The 18,968-nt window shown below is 53.7% G+C and carries 9 protein-coding genes and 3 rRNA genes; 8 read left to right on the top strand and 4 right to left on the bottom strand.

Annotated features, from left to right (window positions below; translation table 11 throughout):
- Position 1: 1 nt before the first annotated feature.
- Entirely contained in the window at positions 2-1,591 is a 1,590-nt protein-coding gene (gene purH / locus AC07P6_RS28685) for a bifunctional phosphoribosylaminoimidazolecarboxamide formyltransferase/IMP cyclohydrolase (RefSeq protein ID WP_434660709.1), read from the bottom strand.
- 628 nt (positions 1,592-2,219) lie between these two features.
- On the opposite strand from purH, the gene AC07P6_RS28680 reads away from it, so the two are divergent.
- The 3 genes from AC07P6_RS28680 to rrf all read left to right on the top strand — a co-directional run bounded on the left by AC07P6_RS28680 (position 2,220) and on the right by rrf (position 7,084).
- A 16S ribosomal RNA gene (locus AC07P6_RS28680) occupies positions 2,220-3,761 on the top strand.
- Positions 3,762-3,994: 233 nt separating this feature from the next.
- Positions 3,995-6,902 (top strand): 23S ribosomal RNA (locus AC07P6_RS28675).
- A 66-nt stretch (positions 6,903-6,968) separates the two neighbouring features.
- Positions 6,969-7,084 (top strand): 5S ribosomal RNA (gene rrf, locus AC07P6_RS28670).
- Together the 16S, 23S and 5S rRNA genes form the textbook arrangement of a ribosomal RNA operon.
- Positions 7,085-7,184: 100 nt before the next feature.
- Here rrf and AC07P6_RS28665 read toward each other — a convergent pair.
- Positions 7,185-7,622, bottom strand: a complete 438-nt coding sequence (locus AC07P6_RS28665) for an acetyltransferase (protein ID WP_182235608.1) — start codon at positions 7,620-7,622, stop codon at positions 7,185-7,187.
- A 156-nt stretch (positions 7,623-7,778) separates the two neighbouring features.
- Here AC07P6_RS28665 and metA point away from each other — a divergent pair, with 156 nt between their 5' ends.
- The 4 genes from metA (at position 7,779) to aceK (ending at position 13,703) form a co-directional block, all read left to right on the top strand.
- Positions 7,779-8,708 carry a homoserine O-succinyltransferase MetA gene (gene metA / locus AC07P6_RS28660; protein ID WP_434660707.1) on the top strand — a complete coding sequence of 310 codons (930 nt, stop codon included), beginning with the start codon at positions 7,779-7,781 and terminating at the stop codon, positions 8,706-8,708.
- Positions 8,709-8,968: 260 nt separating this feature from the next.
- On the top strand, positions 8,969-10,570 hold the full coding sequence (gene aceB / locus AC07P6_RS28655; protein WP_478315223.1) for a malate synthase A: 1,602 nt from the start codon (positions 8,969-8,971) through the stop codon (positions 10,568-10,570).
- 31 nt (positions 10,571-10,601) lie between these two features.
- Positions 10,602-11,906: an isocitrate lyase gene (gene aceA / locus AC07P6_RS28650; protein ID WP_434660703.1), complete on the top strand. Its 1,305-nt coding sequence runs from the start codon at positions 10,602-10,604 to the stop codon at positions 11,904-11,906.
- Positions 11,907-11,960: 54 nt separating this feature from the next.
- Positions 11,961-13,703: a bifunctional isocitrate dehydrogenase kinase/phosphatase gene (gene aceK, locus AC07P6_RS28645; protein WP_434660702.1), complete on the top strand. Its 1,743-nt coding sequence runs from the start codon at positions 11,961-11,963 to the stop codon at positions 13,701-13,703.
- A gap of 14 nt (positions 13,704-13,717) precedes the next feature.
- Here the strand turns inward: aceK and AC07P6_RS28640 are convergent, their stop codons facing one another.
- A complete protein-coding gene (locus AC07P6_RS28640) occupies positions 13,718-14,122 on the bottom strand; it encodes an ASCH domain-containing protein (RefSeq protein ID WP_478317108.1) in 405 nt (134 codons plus the stop codon).
- Between the two features lie 10 nt (positions 14,123-14,132).
- Positions 14,133-14,960 (bottom strand): glyoxylate bypass operon transcriptional repressor IclR, encoded by an 828-nt coding sequence (iclR, locus tag AC07P6_RS28635; protein WP_478315222.1) that lies wholly within the window; start codon positions 14,958-14,960, stop codon positions 14,133-14,135.
- A gap of 194 nt (positions 14,961-15,154) precedes the next feature.
- On the opposite strand from iclR, the gene metH reads away from it, so the two are divergent.
- Complete coding sequence (gene metH / locus AC07P6_RS28630; RefSeq protein WP_478315221.1) at positions 15,155-18,838, top strand: methionine synthase; 3,684 nt, start codon at positions 15,155-15,157, stop codon at positions 18,836-18,838.
- The last annotated feature ends 130 nt before the right edge of the window (positions 18,839-18,968 follow it).

Below are 18,968 nucleotides of genomic sequence, written 5' to 3'. Positions count from 1 at the left end.
ATTAATGGCGGAAGTGGCGCATGTCGGTGAAGATCATCGCAATGCCGTGTTCGTCGGCAGCGGCAATCACCTCTTCGTCGCGAATAGAACCGCCAGGCTGGATAACGCAGCTCACGCCAACGGCGGCAGCGGCATCAATACCATCGCGGAACGGGAAGAACGCGTCGGACGCCATGGCGGAACCTTTGACTTCCAGCCCTTCGTCGGCGGCTTTAATCCCGGCGATCTTCGCGGAGTAAACGCGGCTCATCTGGCCTGCGCCTATCCCGATGGTCATATTCTCTTTGGCGTAGACAATGGCGTTAGATTTGACGAACTTCGCCACTTTCCAGCAGAACAGCGCATCGCGCAGTTCCTGTTCGGTAGGCTGACGCCTGGAAACCACGCGCAGTTCGCCTTCGGTAACCATACCCAGGTCACGATCCTGAACCAGCAGGCCGCCGTTCACACGCTTGAAGTCCAGACCGGCAACGCGGTTTGCCCACTGACCACAGGTCAGGACGCGTACGTTCTGTTTGGCGGCAGTGATTTTCAGCGCTTCTTCTGTTGCAGACGGTGCAATGATCACTTCCACAAACTGGCGGGAGATAATGGCTTGTGCCGTTTCGGCATCCAGTTCGCGGTTGAAAGCGATGATGCCGCCAAACGCAGAAGTCGGGTCGGTTTTATAGGCGCGGTCGTAAGCGTCGAGAATAGAGGTGCTGACGGCCACACCGCATGGGTTAGCATGCTTAACGATAACGCAGGCCGGTTCGTTGAACTCTTTCACGCACTCCAGCGCGGCATCGGTATCGGCGATGTTGTTATAAGAGAGCGCTTTGCCCTGGACCTGGGTCGCAGTGGCAACGGAAGCCTCTTTAACATTCTCTTCTATATAGAAGGCAGCTTGCTGGTGGCTGTTTTCGCCGTAGCGCATATCCTGCTTCTTAATGAAGTTCAGGTTAAGAGTACGCGGGAAGCGACCCGCAGCTTCTTTGCTTTCACCATAATAGGCCGGAACCATGCTGCCGAAGTAGTTGGCAATCATGCTGTCGTAGGCCGCGGTATGTTCGAAAGCTTTGATGGCGAGGTCGAAGCGGGTTTCCAGAGTGAGGGAGCCTTCGTTGGCATCCATCTCATTAATAATAGCTTCGTAGTCGTTGCTCTTCACCACGATGGCCACATCTTTATGGTTCTTTGCCGCTGAACGAACCATGGTCGGGCCGCCGATATCAATATTCTCTACCGCATCTTCCAGCGAACAGCCTTCACGGGCAACGGTCTCGGCGAACGGATAAAGGTTAACGACAACCATATCGATGGGTGCGATACCGTGCTGTTCCATAATGCCATCATCCTGACCACGACGACCGAGAATGCCGCCGTGTACTTTCGGATGCAGGGTCTTCACGCGTCCATCCATCATTTCCGGGAAACCGGTGTAGTCAGAGACTTCGGTTACCGGCAGACCTTTCTCAGCCAGCAGGCGTGCAGTACCACCTGTAGACAGTAGCTCTACACCACGAGCGGAAAGTGCCTGCGCGAATTCGACGATACCGGCCTTGTCAGAAACACTGAGCAGTGCGCGGCGGACTGGACGACGTTGTTGCATGGTATTAAATCCCCAGGATTTGAATATTACAGAGAGCGTTAGGTGAGTTTTTGTCTAAAAACTCACCTAACGCACCCAACCGGGCGTCCTTGTTATAGCGCGGCATTGTAACGAAAACGTTTGCGCAACGCTCGCGAATTTTTATCTTTCTCTTTTTTGCCCTGAATTGCTGCTTATATAGAGAAGGGGGAGGACCGTTGTAGAAGGATATCGCCAGTTGTCTGTGGATAATTCTGTGTGCAACAGGGTATAAAGTGGGCTTCTGCTGGGGATTGCAGCAGTCAGTCATTTTTCTGCAATTTAACTATTGCGGATGCTCGGGAACTCCCTATAATGCGCCTCCATCGACACGGCAGATGTGAATCACTTCACACAAACAGCCGGGTCGGTTGAAGAGAAAAACCTGAAAATAAGAGGTTGACTCTGAAAGAGGAAAGCGTAATATACGCCACCTCGCAACGGTGAGCGAAAGCCGCGTTGCACTGCTCTTTAACAATTTATCAGACAATCTGTGTGGGCACTCAAAGTGACATGGATTCTAAACGTCGCAAGACGCTAAATGAATACCAAAGTCTCTGAGTGAACATACGTAATTCATTACGAAGTTTAATTCACGAGCATCAAACTTAAATTGAAGAGTTTGATCATGGCTCAGATTGAACGCTGGCGGCAGGCCTAACACATGCAAGTCGAGCGGTAGCACAGGGGAGCTTGCTCCCTGGGTGACGAGCGGCGGACGGGTGAGTAATGTCTGGGAAACTGCCTGATGGAGGGGGATAACTACTGGAAACGGTAGCTAATACCGCATAACGTCGCAAGACCAAAGAGGGGGACCTTCGGGCCTCTTGCCATCAGATGTGCCCAGATGGGATTAGCTAGTAGGTGGGGTAATGGCTCACCTAGGCGACGATCCCTAGCTGGTCTGAGAGGATGACCAGCCACACTGGAACTGAGACACGGTCCAGACTCCTACGGGAGGCAGCAGTGGGGAATATTGCACAATGGGCGCAAGCCTGATGCAGCCATGCCGCGTGTATGAAGAAGGCCTTCGGGTTGTAAAGTACTTTCAGCGAGGAGGAAGGCATTGTGGTTAATAACCGCAGTGATTGACGTTACTCGCAGAAGAAGCACCGGCTAACTCCGTGCCAGCAGCCGCGGTAATACGGAGGGTGCAAGCGTTAATCGGAATTACTGGGCGTAAAGCGCACGCAGGCGGTCTGTCAAGTCGGATGTGAAATCCCCGGGCTCAACCTGGGAACTGCATTCGAAACTGGCAGGCTAGAGTCTTGTAGAGGGGGGTAGAATTCCAGGTGTAGCGGTGAAATGCGTAGAGATCTGGAGGAATACCGGTGGCGAAGGCGGCCCCCTGGACAAAGACTGACGCTCAGGTGCGAAAGCGTGGGGAGCAAACAGGATTAGATACCCTGGTAGTCCACGCTGTAAACGATGTCGACTTGGAGGTTGTTCCCTTGAGGAGTGGCTTCCGGAGCTAACGCGTTAAGTCGACCGCCTGGGGAGTACGGCCGCAAGGTTAAAACTCAAATGAATTGACGGGGGCCCGCACAAGCGGTGGAGCATGTGGTTTAATTCGATGCAACGCGAAGAACCTTACCTACTCTTGACATCCAGAGAACTTAGCAGAGATGCTTTGGTGCCTTCGGGAACTCTGAGACAGGTGCTGCATGGCTGTCGTCAGCTCGTGTTGTGAAATGTTGGGTTAAGTCCCGCAACGAGCGCAACCCTTATCCTTTGTTGCCAGCGGTCCGGCCGGGAACTCAAAGGAGACTGCCAGTGATAAACTGGAGGAAGGTGGGGATGACGTCAAGTCATCATGGCCCTTACGAGTAGGGCTACACACGTGCTACAATGGCATATACAAAGAGAAGCGACCTCGCGAGAGCAAGCGGACCTCATAAAGTATGTCGTAGTCCGGATCGGAGTCTGCAACTCGACTCCGTGAAGTCGGAATCGCTAGTAATCGTGGATCAGAATGCCACGGTGAATACGTTCCCGGGCCTTGTACACACCGCCCGTCACACCATGGGAGTGGGTTGCAAAAGAAGTAGGTAGCTTAACCTTCGGGAGGGCGCTTACCACTTTGTGATTCATGACTGGGGTGAAGTCGTAACAAGGTAACCGTAGGGGAACCTGCGGTTGGATCACCTCCTTACCTTAAAGAACCTGCCTTTGTAGTGCTCACACAGATTGTCTGATGAATGATGAACTTCTTAATGTACTTTCGAGTGTATTAAGAAGTTTTGCTCTTTAAAAATCTGGATCAAGCTGAAAATTGAAACGACACGCTGCGTCTGTTCTCCGTAATAAGAACAGCATGACGGTGTGTTCGAGTCTCTCAAATTTTTGCAATCATGAAGTATTTTACGAAACATCTTCGGGTTGTGAGGTTAAGCGACTAAGCGTACACGGTGGATGCCCTGGCAGTCAGAGGCGATGAAGGACGTGCTAATCTGCGATAAGCGTCGGTAAGGTGATATGAACCGTTATAACCGACGATTTCCGAATGGGGAAACCCAGTGTGATCCGTCACACTATCGTTAAGTGAATACATAGCTTAACGAAGCGAACCGGGGGAACTGAAACATCTAAGTACCCCGAGGAAAAGAAATCAACCGAGATTCCCCCAGTAGCGGCGAGCGAACGGGGAGGAGCCCAGAGTCTGAATCAGTTTGTGTGTTAGTGGAAGCGTCTGGAAAGTCGCAGGGTACAGGGTGATACTCCCGTACACAAAAACACACAGGCTGTGAACTCGAAGAGTAGGGCGGGACACGTGGTATCCTGTCTGAATATGGGGGGACCATCCTCCAAGGCTAAATACTCCTGACTGACCGATAGTGAACCAGTACCGTGAGGGAAAGGCGAAAAGAACCCCGGCGAGGGGAGTGAAACAGAACCTGAAACCGTGTACGTACAAGCAGTAGGAGCCCACTTGTTGGGTGACTGCGTACCTTTTGTATAATGGGTCAGCGACTTATATTCTGTAGCAAGGTTAACCGTATAGGGGAGCCGCAGGGAAACCGAGTCTTAACTGGGCGTTAAGTTGCAGGGTATAGACCCGAAACCCGGTGATCTAGCCATGGGCAGGTTGAAGGTTGGGTAACACTAACTGGAGGACCGAACCGACTAATGTTGAAAAATTAGCGGATGACTTGTGGCTGGGGGTGAAAGGCCAATCAAACCGGGAGATAGCTGGTTCTCCCCGAAAGCTATTTAGGTAGCGCCTCGTGAACTCATCTTCGGGGGTAGAGCACTGTTTCGGCTAGGGGGTCATCCCGACTTACCAACCCGATGCAAACTACGAATACCGAAGAATGTTATCACGGGAGACACACGGCGGGTGCTAACGTCCGTCGTGAAGAGGGAAACAACCCAGACCGCCAGCTAAGGTCCCAAAGTCATGGTTAAGTGGGAAACGATGTGGGAAGGCACAGACAGCCAGGATGTTGGCTTAGAAGCAGCCATCATTTAAAGAAAGCGTAATAGCTCACTGGTCGAGTCGGCCTGCGCGGAAGATGTAACGGGGCTAAACCATGCACCGAAGCTGCGGCAGCGACGCTTATGCGTTGTTGGGTAGGGGAGCGTTCTGTAAGCCGTTGAAGGTGGCCTGTGAGGGTTGCTGGAGGTATCAGAAGTGCGAATGCTGACATAAGTAACGATAAAGCGGGTGAAAAGCCCGCTCGCCGGAAGACCAAGGGTTCCTGTCCAACGTTAATCGGGGCAGGGTGAGTCGACCCCTAAGGCGAGGCCGAAAGGCGTAGTCGATGGGAAACAGGTTAATATTCCTGTACTCGGTGTTACTGCGAAGGGGGGACGGAGAAGGCTATGTTAGCCGGGCGACGGTTGTCCCGGTTTAAGCATGTAGGCGGATGTTCCAGGTAAATCCGGAACGTCATTCAACGCTGAGGTGTGATGACGAGGCACTACGGTGCTGAAGTAACAAATGCCCTGCTTCCAGGAAAAGCCTCTAAGCATCAGGTAACATCAAATCGTACCCCAAACCGACACAGGTGGTCAGGTAGAGAATACCAAGGCGCTTGAGAGAACTCGGGTGAAGGAACTAGGCAAAATGGTGCCGTAACTTCGGGAGAAGGCACGCTGATGGTAGGTGAAGTGACTTGCTCACGGAGCTGAAATCAGTCGAAGATACCAGCTGGCTGCAACTGTTTATTAAAAACACAGCACTGTGCAAACACGAAAGTGGACGTATACGGTGTGACGCCTGCCCGGTGCCGGAAGGTTAATTGATGGGGTTATCCGTAAGGAGAAGCTCTTGATCGAAGCCCCGGTAAACGGCGGCCGTAACTATAACGGTCCTAAGGTAGCGAAATTCCTTGTCGGGTAAGTTCCGACCTGCACGAATGGCGTAATGATGGCCAGGCTGTCTCCACCCGAGACTCAGTGAAATTGAACTCGCTGTGAAGATGCAGTGTACCCGCGGCAAGACGGAAAGACCCCGTGAACCTTTACTATAGCTTGACACTGAACACTGGTCCTTGATGTGTAGGATAGGTGGGAGGCTTTGAAGTGTGGACGCCAGTCTGCATGGAGCCATCCTTGAAATACCACCCTTTAATGGCTGGTGTTCTAACGTGGACCCGTAATCCGGGTTGCGGACAGTGTCTGGTGGGTAGTTTGACTGGGGCGGTCTCCTCCTAAAGAGTAACGGAGGAGCACGAAGGTTAGCTAATCCTGGTCGGACATCAGGAGGTTAGTGCAATGGCATAAGCTAGCTTGACTGCGAGCGTGACGGCGCGAGCAGGTGCGAAAGCAGGTCATAGTGATCCGGTGGTTCTGAATGGAAGGGCCATCGCTCAACGGATAAAAGGTACTCCGGGGATAACAGGCTGATACCGCCCAAGAGTTCATATCGACGGCGGTGTTTGGCACCTCGATGTCGGCTCATCACATCCTGGGGCTGAAGTAGGTCCCAAGGGTATGGCTGTTCGCCATTTAAAGTGGTACGCGAGCTGGGTTTAGAACGTCGTGAGACAGTTCGGTCCCTATCTGCCGTGGGCGCTGGAGAATTGAGGGGGGCTGCTCCTAGTACGAGAGGACCGGAGTGGACGCATCACTGGTGTTCGGGTTGTCATGCCAATGGCATTGCCCGGTAGCTAAATGCGGAAGAGATAAGTGCTGAAAGCATCTAAGCACGAAACTTGCCCCGAGATGAGTTCTCCCTGACTCCTTGAGAGTCCTGAAGGAACGTTGAAGACGACGACGTTGATAGGCCGGGTGTGTAAGCGTAGCGATACGTTGAGCTAACCGGTACTAATGAACCGTGAGGCTTAACCTTACAACGCCGAAGATGTTTTGGCGGATTTGAGAGAGATTCAGCTTGATACAGATTAAACAGAATTTGCCTGGCGGCGACAGCGCGGTGGTCCCACCTGACCCCATGCCGAACTCAGAAGTGAAACGCCGTAGCGCCGATGGTAGTGTGGGGTCTCCCCATGTGAGAGTAGGGAACTGCCAGGCATCAATTAAGTGAAGAGCCCATCCTGACGGATGGGCTTTTTGCGTTTTTATGGTATTTAAAAAAACCGGATATCAGCTTTGCCTCATCCGGCCTTGTAGATTACTCGTGCACCAAATTGAGCAACGGATACGGTTTTCCCAGATCGTCCGTCTCTGAACGCCCCGTCACCTTGAAGCCCATCTTCTTATAAAATCCAACCGCCTGTTCATTCTGCTCGTTGACGTTGGTCGTCAGTTTCGATGATAGCGTCAGCGCATGGTTGATCAGTAATTTCCCCACGCCACAGCCGCGGACATCGGGATCGACGAACAACGCGTCCATATGTTCACCAGTAAGAAGCATAAAGGCGATAGGCTCATCTTTCTCCGTCACCGCTACCCACAGTGGTGCTTCGGGCAAAAATGATCTCACTAACTCTTCCAGCTCTACCCTATACTCCTTCGACAGGAAATTGTGCGTTGCATCGACCGAACGACACCAGATCGCAATGAGTTTTTCCCCTTCGTCATGCCGTGAACGGCGGATGTTAATAACCATATGTTCTCCTTTTATTCGTTCTTATATTCTAACTCAAATATCTCCGTGAAACTTTCTCACCCTGAACATGCAGGCTCGACATTCTCCTGATTTCTGGGTATCTTCAGCTGTCTGGATGTCTAAACGTTTATACGTATGCTATGAGGTAATCAAGTTATGCCAATTCGGGTGCAGGACGAGCTACCGGCCGTCAGTTTCTTGCGTGATGAAAACGTCTTTGTGATGACGACAACTCGCGCGACAACTCAGGAAATTCGCCCGCTGAAGGTGCTCATCCTCAACCTGATGCCGAAGAAAATCGAAACCGAGAACCAGTTCCTACGCCTGCTATCGAACTCACCGTTACAGCTTGATATTCAACTGCTGCGCATTGATGCCAGGGAATCACGTAACACGCCGATGGAGCATCTGAATAACTTTTACTGTAATTTCGAGGAGATCTGCGATCAAAACTTCGATGGGCTAATTGTTACCGGTGCCCCGTTGGGGCTGGTTGAGTTCAATGATGTCGCCTACTGGCCACAGATTAAACAGGTCCTTGAATGGGCCAAAGATCACGTTACCTCGACGCTTTTTGTCTGTTGGGCGGTACAGGCCGCCCTCAATATTCTCTACGGCATCCCAAAACAGACTCGTTCCGAAAAGATTTCAGGGGTATACGAACACCATATCCTGCAACCACATGCCTTATTAACCCGTGGTTTTGACGACTCTTTCCTTGCCCCACATTCACGCTATGCCGACTTTCCGGCTGTATTGATTCGCGACTACACGGATTTAGAGATTCTGGCGGAGACGGAAGAGGGAGATGCCTACCTGTTTGCCAGTAAAGATAAGCGTATTGCCTTCGTGACCGGCCATCCAGAGTATGATGCGAATACCCTCGCCAGCGAGTTTTTCCGCGATGTTGAAGCTGGCCTCGATCCACAGGTCCCGCACAATTATTTCCCACAAAACGATCCGCAGAACAAACCACGAGCCAGCTGGCGAAGTCATGGTAATTTACTGTTTATCAACTGGCTCAACTATTACGTTTACCAGATCACGCCATACGATCTACGCCATATGAATCCGACGCTGGATTAATCTTCTACATAACACGATCCTAAAGCGTTTCAGCATTTTGCCTCTGGCACCTTCGGGTGCCTTTTTTGTTTTCGAAATCTGCTTCATGTTGTAATTTATTTTTAATTTTATTGTTATCAATAAGTTAATTGATATTTAAATTAAAAATGGAAATTGTTTTTGATTTTGGGATTTAATTGCGTAATCTTAATTGTGCTGAACGAAAACTACACAACGATCTTACGTTCGCGCCAACTGGATCAACCAAGAGGAGCAGCACAATGACGCAGCAGGCGACAATCACTGATGAACTGACTTTCAGTCAGCCCTACGGCGAACAGGAAAAGCAAATCTTAACGCCTGAGGCGGTGGAATTCCTGAGCGAACTGGTGAGCCGTTTTACGCCTGAGCGCAATAAATTGCTGACGGCACGAATCCAGCAACAGAAGGCAATTGATGATGGCAAGCTTCCTGATTTTATTTCGGAAACAGCTTCCATTCGTAATGGTGACTGGAAAATTCGCGGCATTCCTGAAGACTTGCAGGATCGCCGGGTAGAAATTACCGGCCCGGTTGAGCGCAAGATGGTCATCAACGCGCTCAATGCGAAAGTAAAAGTCTTTATGGCCGATTTTGAAGACTCGCTGGCACCCGAATGGAGCAAAGTCGTTGATGGGCAAATTAACCTGCGTGATGCGGTAAACGGTACCATTAGTTACACCAACGAGGCTGGCAAGATTTACCAGCTTAAGCCGGACCCGGCATTACTTATTTGTCGTGTACGCGGCCTGCATTTGCCGGAAAAACACGTGACATGGCGTGGGGATGCTATTCCCGGCAGCCTGTTCGATTTTGCTCTCTATTTCTTCCACAACTACAAGGCGTTGCTGGCAAAAGATAGCGGTCCTTATTTCTATCTGCCGAAGACTCAGGCCTGGCAGGAGGCCGCGTGGTGGAGTGAAGTCTTTAGCTTCACTGAAGACCGCTTTGAGCTTCCGCGCGGCACCATCAAAGCCACTCTACTGATTGAAACGCTGCCGGCCGTCTTCCAGATGGATGAGATCCTGCACGCGCTGCGTGACCATATAGTGGGTCTGAACTGCGGGCGCTGGGACTACATTTTCAGCTATATCAAAACCCTGAAGAACCACCCGGATCGCGTGCTGCCGGACCGACAGGTCGTGACAATGGACAAACCTTTCCTCAGCGCCTACTCGCGATTGCTGATTAAAACCTGCCACAAGCGTGGTGCGTTTGCGATGGGCGGCATGGCGGCATTTATTCCGAGCAAAGATGCTGAGCGAAATAATCAGGTACTGAATAAGGTAAAAGCCGACAAATCGCTGGAAGCTAATAACGGCCACGATGGCACCTGGATCGCCCATCCGGGGCTGGCGGATACCGCAATGGCCGTCTTTAACCGCGTGCTGGGCGAGAATAAAAACCAGCTGTTCGTCACCCGTGATGACGATGCGCCAATTACCGCCGAGCAACTGCTGGCTCCTTGTGAAGGTGAACGAACTGAAGAAGGCATGCGCGCCAATATTCGCGTGGCGGTGCAGTACATCGAAGCATGGATCTCCGGCAACGGCTGCGTGCCGATTTATGGTCTGATGGAAGATGCGGCTACTGCCGAAATCTCTCGTACTTCCATTTGGCAGTGGATCCATCACGAGAAAACCCTGAACAACGGCAAGCCGGTAACCAAAGCACTATTCCGTCAGTGGCTGGCTGAAGAGATGCGGGTGATTCAGGACGAACTGGGCGAACACCGCTACAGCAGCGGGCGCTTTGATGAAGCCGCCCGCCTGATGGAACAAATCACCACTTCTGACGAATTAATCGACTTCCTGACTCTGCCGGGCTACCGCCTGCTGGCCTAATTCACCACATAACAATATGGAGCATCTGTACATGAAAACTCGTACCCAACAAATCGAAGAATTAAATAAAGAGTGGACGAACCCGCGCTGGGAAGGCATTACCCGCCCATACAGCGCTGAAGACGTGGTGAAATTACGTGGTTCAGTCAATCCGGAATGCACCCTGGCTCAGCTGGGCGCGGCGAAGATGTGGCGGCTGCTGCACGGTGAAGCGAAAAAAGGGTATATCAACAGCCTCGGCGCGCTGACCGGCGGGCAGGCGTTGCAGCAGGCGAAAGCGGGTATTGAGGCCATTTATCTTTCTGGCTGGCAGGTTGCGGCGGACGCCAACCTGGCTTCCAGCATGTACCCGGATCAATCGCTCTATCCGGCGAACTCGGTACCGGCCGTTGTCGATCGGATCAACAACACCTTCCGCCGCGCGGATCAGATCCAGTGGTCTGCCGGTATTGAGCCGAACGATCCGCGTTACACCGATTATTTCCTGCCGATCGTCGCCGATGCGGAAGCAGGATTTGGCGGCGTACTCAACGCGTTTGAGTTGATGAAATCGATGATTGAGGCCGGTGCAGCGGCCGTTCACTTCGAAGATCAGCTGGCCTCGGTGAAGAAATGCGGTCATATGGGCGGCAAAGTGCTGGTGCCGACGCAAGAAGCCATTCAGAAACTGGTTGCCGCGCGACTGGCGGCTGACGTCATGGGCGTGCCGACGCTGGTGATCGCCCGAACGGATGCTGATGCTGCCGATTTAATTACGTCAGACTGCGACCCTTACGATCGCGAATTTATCACTGGCGACCGTACCAGCGAAGGTTTCTTCCGTACCCACGCGGGTATCGAACAGGCGATCAGTCGCGGGCTGGCCTACGCACCGTATGCTGACCTGGTGTGGTGCGAAACCTCTACCCCGGACCTTGAGCTGGCGAAACGCTTTGCCGATGCGATTCACGCCAAATATCCGGGTAAGCTGCTGGCTTACAACTGCTCGCCGTCCTTTAACTGGCAGAAAAAACTGGATGATAAAACCATCGCCAGCTTCCAGCAGCAGCTGGCGGATATGGGCTACAAGTATCAGTTCATCACCCTGGCCGGTATTCACAGCATGTGGTTCAACATGTTCGACCTGGCGCACGCTTACGCTCAGGGCGAAGGCATGAAGCACTACGTTGAGAAGGTCCAGCAGCCGGAGTTTGCGGCGGCTAAAGATGGCTACACTTTTGTCTCTCATCAGCAGGAAGTCGGCACCGGCTACTTCGATAAGGTGACCACTATTATTCAGGGTGGGGCCTCGTCGGTCACGGCGTTAACCGGTTCAACAGAAGAAGAGCAGTTCTGATGATTTCCCCCTCTCCCTCGCTCCGGGGGGAGAGGGATGGGTGAGGGGGAAGATATGACGCGTGGCCTGGAATTATTGATTGCTCAGACTATCTTGCAGGGTTTTGACGCCCAGTACGGGCGTTTTCTTGAAGTCACTTCCGGTGCCCAGCAGCGCTTCGAACAGGCTGACTGGCATGCCGTCCAGCAGGCAATGAAACAGCGCATTCATCTCTATGATCACCATGTCGGTCTGGTTGTCGAACAGCTGCGCTGCATTACCGATGGCAAAAATACCGATGCTGATTTTTTGCTGCGGGTGAAAGAGCACTACACCCACTTGTTGCCGGATTACCCTCGCTTCGAAATTGCGGAGAGCTTTTTCAATTCCGTCTATTGTCGGTTGTTTGACCACCGCTCGCTGACTCCCGAGCGGCTTTTTATTTTCAGTTCACAGCCCGAGCGCCGTTTGCGCTCTATCCCGCGCCCGCTGGCAAAAGATTTCTTCCCCGATCGGGGCTGGGACACCTTATTACGCAAGGTGTTATCCGATCTCCCTCTGCGTCTACCGTGGCAAAACCGGGCACGTGATATCGGCTATATCACCGCTTGTTTGCAGGAGGCGCTTGGCAGCGAACTGCTCTCCCGGTCGCATTTGCAGGTAGCGAACGAACTGTTTTATCGCAATAAAGCTGCCTGGTTGGTGGGTAAACTCGTCACGCCAATGACGACGCTGCCTTTCCTGCTGCCAATTCATCGTACCGACGAAGGCGAGCTGTTTGTCGATGCCTGCCTGACGACGCATGCCGAAGCGAGTATCGTTTTTGGCTTCGCCCGCTCCTATTTTATGGTTTACGCGCCGCTGCCCGGCGCGCTGGTCGAATGGCTGCGCGATATCCTGCCGGGTAAAACCACCGCCGAACTGTATATGGCGATTGGCTGTCAGAAGCATGCGAAAACCGAAAGCTATCGCGAATACCTGCACTATATCTCCCGCAGCGATGAGCAATTTATCGAAGCGCCGGGCATTCGCGGGATGGTGATGTTGGTATTCACCTTGCCGGGATTTGACCGGGTATTTAAGGTAATCAAAGACAATTTTGCGCCGCAAAAAGAGATGACCGCCGCCCACGTGCGCGCTTGCTATCAGTTGGTTAAAGAGCACGACCGCGTGGGAAGAATGGCGGATACCCAGGAGTTTGAAAATTTTGTGCTGGAGAAACGGCAAATTGCGCCTGAACTCATGACCCTGTTACAAACCGAGGCTGGAGCAAAAATCACCGATCTCGGGGAGCGGATTGTCATCAGCCATCTCTATATTGAGCGGCGGATGGTGCCGTTGAATATCTGGCTGGAGCAGGTGGACGGTCAGGCGTTGCGCGATGCGGTAGAGGAGTATGGGAACGCCATTCGTCAACTGGCCGCCGCTAATATTTTCCCCGGCGATATGCTATTTAAGAACTTTGGCGTCACGCGCCACGGCCGGGTGGTGTTCTACGATTATGATGAAATTTGCTATATGACCGAAGTGAATTTCCGCGAAATCCCGCCTGCACGTTATCCGGAAGACGAGCTGGCCAGCGAGCCCTGGTATAGCGTTTCGCCGGGGGATGTCTTTCCGGAAGAGTTTCGCCACTGGCTGTGCGCTGACCGGCGCATCGGGCCGCTATTTGAAGAGATGCATGCCGACCTGCTGCGTGCTGATTACTGGCGGGCGTTGCAAACGCGGATTCGAGAGGGCCACGTGGAGGACGTCTACGCCTATCGCCGCCGCCAGCGCTTTTGCGTGCGCTACGACAACCTACAGCAGGCGGGTTAAGCCGATGGCCTGGTTCAGGCCATTTCAATAACGGCGAATTCTTCGTACACCAGCTCCATATCCGGTGCCCAGGTGCCTTCTCGCTCAAAAAACGCCTGATGTGCAGACTGCCAGTAAGTCAGGCTTAAATCACCTTCGCCTTCCAGCGCGGCCAGCTCGGGGCTCATTTCGTTAAAACGTATCAGCCTGAGCGCCAGGGTGCGTATCACGCACATCGCCTCGCCCGCGCCGTTGAGCACGATATGATATGTGCCGGGCGTCAGCCGCGGTTCTTCTTGTTGATAACTTGCAAAGGAGCCGCAGGTTCCACGTTTTTTCCCGGCAACCACCAGCGCGGCCAGCTCGTCGGCTAATTCTGGCGAATCGCCGAAGGACCAACTCCATGCCTGAGGGTATTTTGCCTGCCAGCGTGATTTCAGATCGTTCATGTTATCGAATCCCCCCGTAGGCCAGCGTCACTTCCTTCGCCGCCTTTATCGCCAGCGCGCCTAACTCGGTGACGCGATCGTCGGTAATGCGCGAAATCGGCCCGGAGATAGAAATCGCGGCGAACGGCTCGCGGTGTTCATCATAAATACACGACGCCACGCAGCGCAGGCCAAGCGCGTGTTCTTCATCATCAAACGAATAGCCGCGTTTACGCGTCTGGGCCAAATCTTCTTTCAGATGCACCGGCGACACCAGCGTAGCGTGAGTATAAGCATGCAGGCCTTTACGATGCAGCAGGCTGGTCACTTGCTCTTCACTCAACTGCGACAGAAACGCTTTTCCCGCGCCGGAAGCGTGCATCGGCAGCTTACCGCCAATTGGCGCCGACATACGCATCAGTTGGGTACACTGTACCTGGTCGATGATAATCGCCTGATGGTCGCCCTGGTCCAGCACCGCGAGGTTTACCGTCTCGCCGGAATCTTCCATCAGTTGGCGCAGAATCGGATGGACGATAGCCAGCAGGTTGCGGCTTTGCAGGAAGCTGCTGCCGACAACAAATGCATGCGCCCCCACCGACCAGTGTCCCAGCTCGCCAACTTGGCGAACAAAGCCCAACTGCTGCATGGTGGTCAGCAGGCGGTGAGTGGTCGAATTAGGCAAACCGGCCTGCTGGGCCAGCTCGGTCAGCGCGACGCTGCCGTGAGATTCAGAAATCCATTCGAGTAGCTTCAGGCCACGTGTCAGGGACTGAACTTGTCCGCCAGCCGGAGCGGCGGCGGGTGAGGCAGGTTTTCTGCCGCGTTTTGCAGGAACGGGGGTAGCCATCGCGGACTCCTTTTTCTGTATCGTGGAAATGATTTTCGTTTTATTTGGCGATAATGCAATCACTACCCAACTGATCGGATGAGTGAAGCTGAACATGTCTCATGTTGCCGTTGTTTTCTTTTCCACCCTCCAGGTTTATGCCAGTATGGTCTGTTGAGTTTTTTCGGTCTGATTGAGCGTTGTCGGGAGCGAGTGTGAGCAGCAAAGTTGAGCAACTGCATCAGCAGTTAAAAGAACGTATTTTGGTGCTGGACGGAGGCATGGGCACCATGATCCAGAGCTATCGTCTGAGCGAGCAGGACTTTCGCGGCGATCGCTTTGCCGACTGGCCATGCGATCTGAAGGGCAACAACGACCTGCTGGTTCTCAGCAAGCCGGAGGTGATAACCGCGATCCACGATGCCTACTTTGCGGCCGGGGCGGATATCATTGAAACCAATACCTTTAACTCGACGACCATCGCGATGGCGGATTACCAGATGGAATCCCTGTCGGCGGAGATCAACTTTGCGGCGGCGAAACTGGCCCGCGCCAGCGCCGATGCCTGGACCGCCCGCACGCCGGAAAAACCGCGCTACGTCGCAGGCGTTCTCGGCCCGACTAACCGCACCGCGTCTATTTCTCCGGACGTCAACGACCCGGCCTTTCGCAATATCACTTTCGACGGGCTGGTGGCGGCCTATCGCGAATCCACCAAAGCGCTGGTGGAGGGCGGCAGTGACCTGATCCTGATTGAAACCGTCTTCGATACCCTTAACGCCAAAGCGGCGATTTTTGCGGTGAAGGAAGAGTTTGAAGCGCTGGGCGTGGATCTGCCTATTATGATCTCCGGCACCATCACCGACGCCTCCGGGCGTACGCTTTCCGGCCAGACCACTGAAGCCTTCTATAACTCACTGCGCCACGCCGATGCGCTGACCTTTGGTCTCAACTGTGCGTTAGGCCCGGATGAACTGCGTCAGTACGTGCAGGAGCTGTCGCGCATTGCCGAATGCTACGTCACCGCGCACCCGAACGCCGGGCTGCCGAACGCTTTTGGTGAATACGACCTGGACGCCGACAATATGGCGGCGCAAATCCGTGAATGGGCAGAGGCTGGCTTCCTGAATATCGTTGGCGGCTGCTGCGGCACAACGCCGGAACATATCGCCGCCATGAGCCGCGCCGTTGAAGGGCTGACGCCGCGCCAGTTGCCGGAACTGCCGGTTGCCTGCCGTCTCGCAGGCCTTGAGCCGCTGAATATCGGCGACGACAGCCTGTTCGTGAACGTTGGCGAGCGTACCAACGTGACCGGCTCAGCAAAATTTAAACGCCTGATTAAAGAAGAAAAATACAACGAAGCGCTGGACGTTGCCCGCCAGCAGGTGGAAAGCGGCGCGCAGATTATCGATATCAACATGGATGAGGGGATGCTCGACGCCGAAGCGGCGATGGTGCGATTCCTCAACCTGATCGCCGGTGAGCCGGATATTGCCCGCGTGCCGATTATGATTGACTCCTCAAAGTGGGAGGTCATTGAGAAAGGGCTGAAATGCATTCAGGGTAAAGGCATCGTCAACTCCATCTCGATGAAAGAGGGCGTTGAGCCGTTTATCCATCATGCCAAAAAAGTGCGCCGCTACGGTGCTGCCATGGTAGTGATGGCCTTTGATGAACAGGGCCAGGCCGATACCCGGGCGCGCAAAATTGAGATTTGCCGCCGGGCGTACAAGATTCTCACCGAAGAAGTGGGCTTCCCGCCGGAAGACATCATTTTTGACCCGAATATTTTCGCCGTGGCGACCGGCATTGAAGAGCACAACAACTACGCCCAGGACTTTATCGGTGCCTGTGAAGACATCAAACGCGAGCTGCCGCATGCGCTAATTTCCGGCGGCGTTTCCAACGTATCTTTCTCGTTCCGCGGCAACGACCCAGTGCGGGAGGCGATTCACGCAGTATTCCTCTACTACGCCATCCGTAACGGCATGGACATGGGCATCGTCAACGCCGGTCAGCTGGCGATTTACGACGACCTGCCCGCCGAGCTGCGCGATGCGGTTGAAGATGTGATCCTTAACCGTCGCGATGATGGCACTGAACGTCTGCTGGATCTGGCGGAGAAATATCGCGGTAGCAAATCCGACGAAAGTGCCAACATCCAGCAGGCTGAATGGCGTTCGTGGGAAGTGAAAAAGCGTCTCGAATATTCGCTGGTCAAAGGCATTACCGAATTTATCGAGCTGGATACCGAAGAGGCCCGTCAGCAGGCCACGCGCCCTATCGAGGTCATCGAAGGGCCGCTGATGGACGGCATGAACGTGGTCGGCGATCTGTTTGGTGAAGGGAAAATGTTCCTGCCGCAGGTGGTGAAATCTGCCCGCGTGATGAAGCAGGCGGTGGCTTATCTGGAACCGTACATTGAAGCCAGCAAAGAGAAAGGCTCCAGCAACGGCAAGATGGTCATTGCGACCGTGAAGGGCGACGTGCATGACATCGGTAAAAATATCGTTGGCGTGGTGCTGCAATGTAACAACTACGAAATCGTCGATCTTGGCGTGATGGTCCCCGCGGAGAAAATCCTTAGAACGGCGAGAGAAGTGAATGCGGATCTGATTGGCCTTTCCGGACTGATTACTCCGTCGCTGGATGAAATGGTCAACGTGGCGAAAGAGATGGAACGCCAGGGCTTTACCATTCCGCTGCTGATCGGCGGCGCGACGACTTCGAAAGCGCATACAGCAGTGAAAATCGAGCAGAACTACAGTGGCCCGACGGTCTACGTGCAGAACGCCTCGCGCACCGTAGGTGTCGTCGCGGCGCTGCTCTCCGATACCCAGCGCGATGACTTCGTTGCTCGTACCCGTAAAGAGTATGAAACCGTGCGTATCCAGCACGCGCGCAAAAAACCGCGTACGCCGCCGGTCACGCTGGAGGCTGCGCGCGATAACGATCTGGCCTTTGACTGGGAAAACTATACCCCGCCGGTGGCCCATCGTCTGGGCGTGCAGGAGGTTGAAGCCAGTATCGAAACCCTGCGTAACTATATCGACTGGACGCCGTTCTTTATGACCTGGTCGCTGGCCGGGAAATATCCGCGCATTCTGGAAGATGAAGTGGTCGGCGTTGAGGCGCAGCGTCTGTTCAAAGATGCCAACGATCTGCTGGATAAGCTGAGTGCTGAAAAATCTCTTAACCCACGCGGCGTGGTGGGGCTGTTCCCGGCAAACCGCGTCGGTGACGATGTGGAAATCTATCGCGATGAAACCCGCACTCACGTGCTGACCGTGGGCCATCATTTGCGCCAGCAGACCGAGAAAGTCGGCTTTGCTAACTACTGCCTGGCGGATTTTGTCGCCCCGAAATTGTCCGGAAAAGCGGACTACATCGGCGCGTTCGCGGTAACTGGCGGTCTTGAAGAGGACGCGCTGGCCGATGCTTACGAGGCGCAGCACGATGACTATAACAAGATCATGGTGAAGGCGATTGCCGACCGTCTGGCGGAAGCCTTTGCTGAATATCTGCATGAGCGCGTGCGTAAAGTGTACTGGGGTTACGCGGCGAACGAGAACCTCAGCAACGAGGAACTCATCCGCGAAAACTACCAGGGGATCCGCCCGGCGCCCGGTTATCCTGCCTGCCCGGAACACACTGAAAAGGCGACCATCTGGGAGCTGCTGGAAGTGGAAAAACACACCGGTATGAAGCTGACCGAATCCTTCGCTATGTGGCCCGGAGCCTCGGTCTCCGGCTGGTACTTCAGCCACCCGGACAGCAAGTATTTCGCGGTAGCGCAAATTCAGCGCGATCAGGTGGAGGACTACGCGTTGCGTAAAGGGATGAGCGTGGCGGAAGTTGAACGCTGGTTAGCGCCGAATTTGGGATATGACGCTGACTGATTCGCCAATCAGTTATCTTTCCTTACAACTAACAGGGCGCTCAATGAGCGCCCTGTCTCTTTATTGTGTTTAAACCCTTATACTGAAACAAGGTTTGCGGGCGCAGCTTGCCGGATGGCGGCGTAAACGC

It is taken from the genome of Klebsiella sp. GFKo11, from assembly GCF_056490265.1.
Note: the sequence above shows the minus strand (reverse complement) of the source record. Positions and strands in the feature narration are given on the sequence as shown.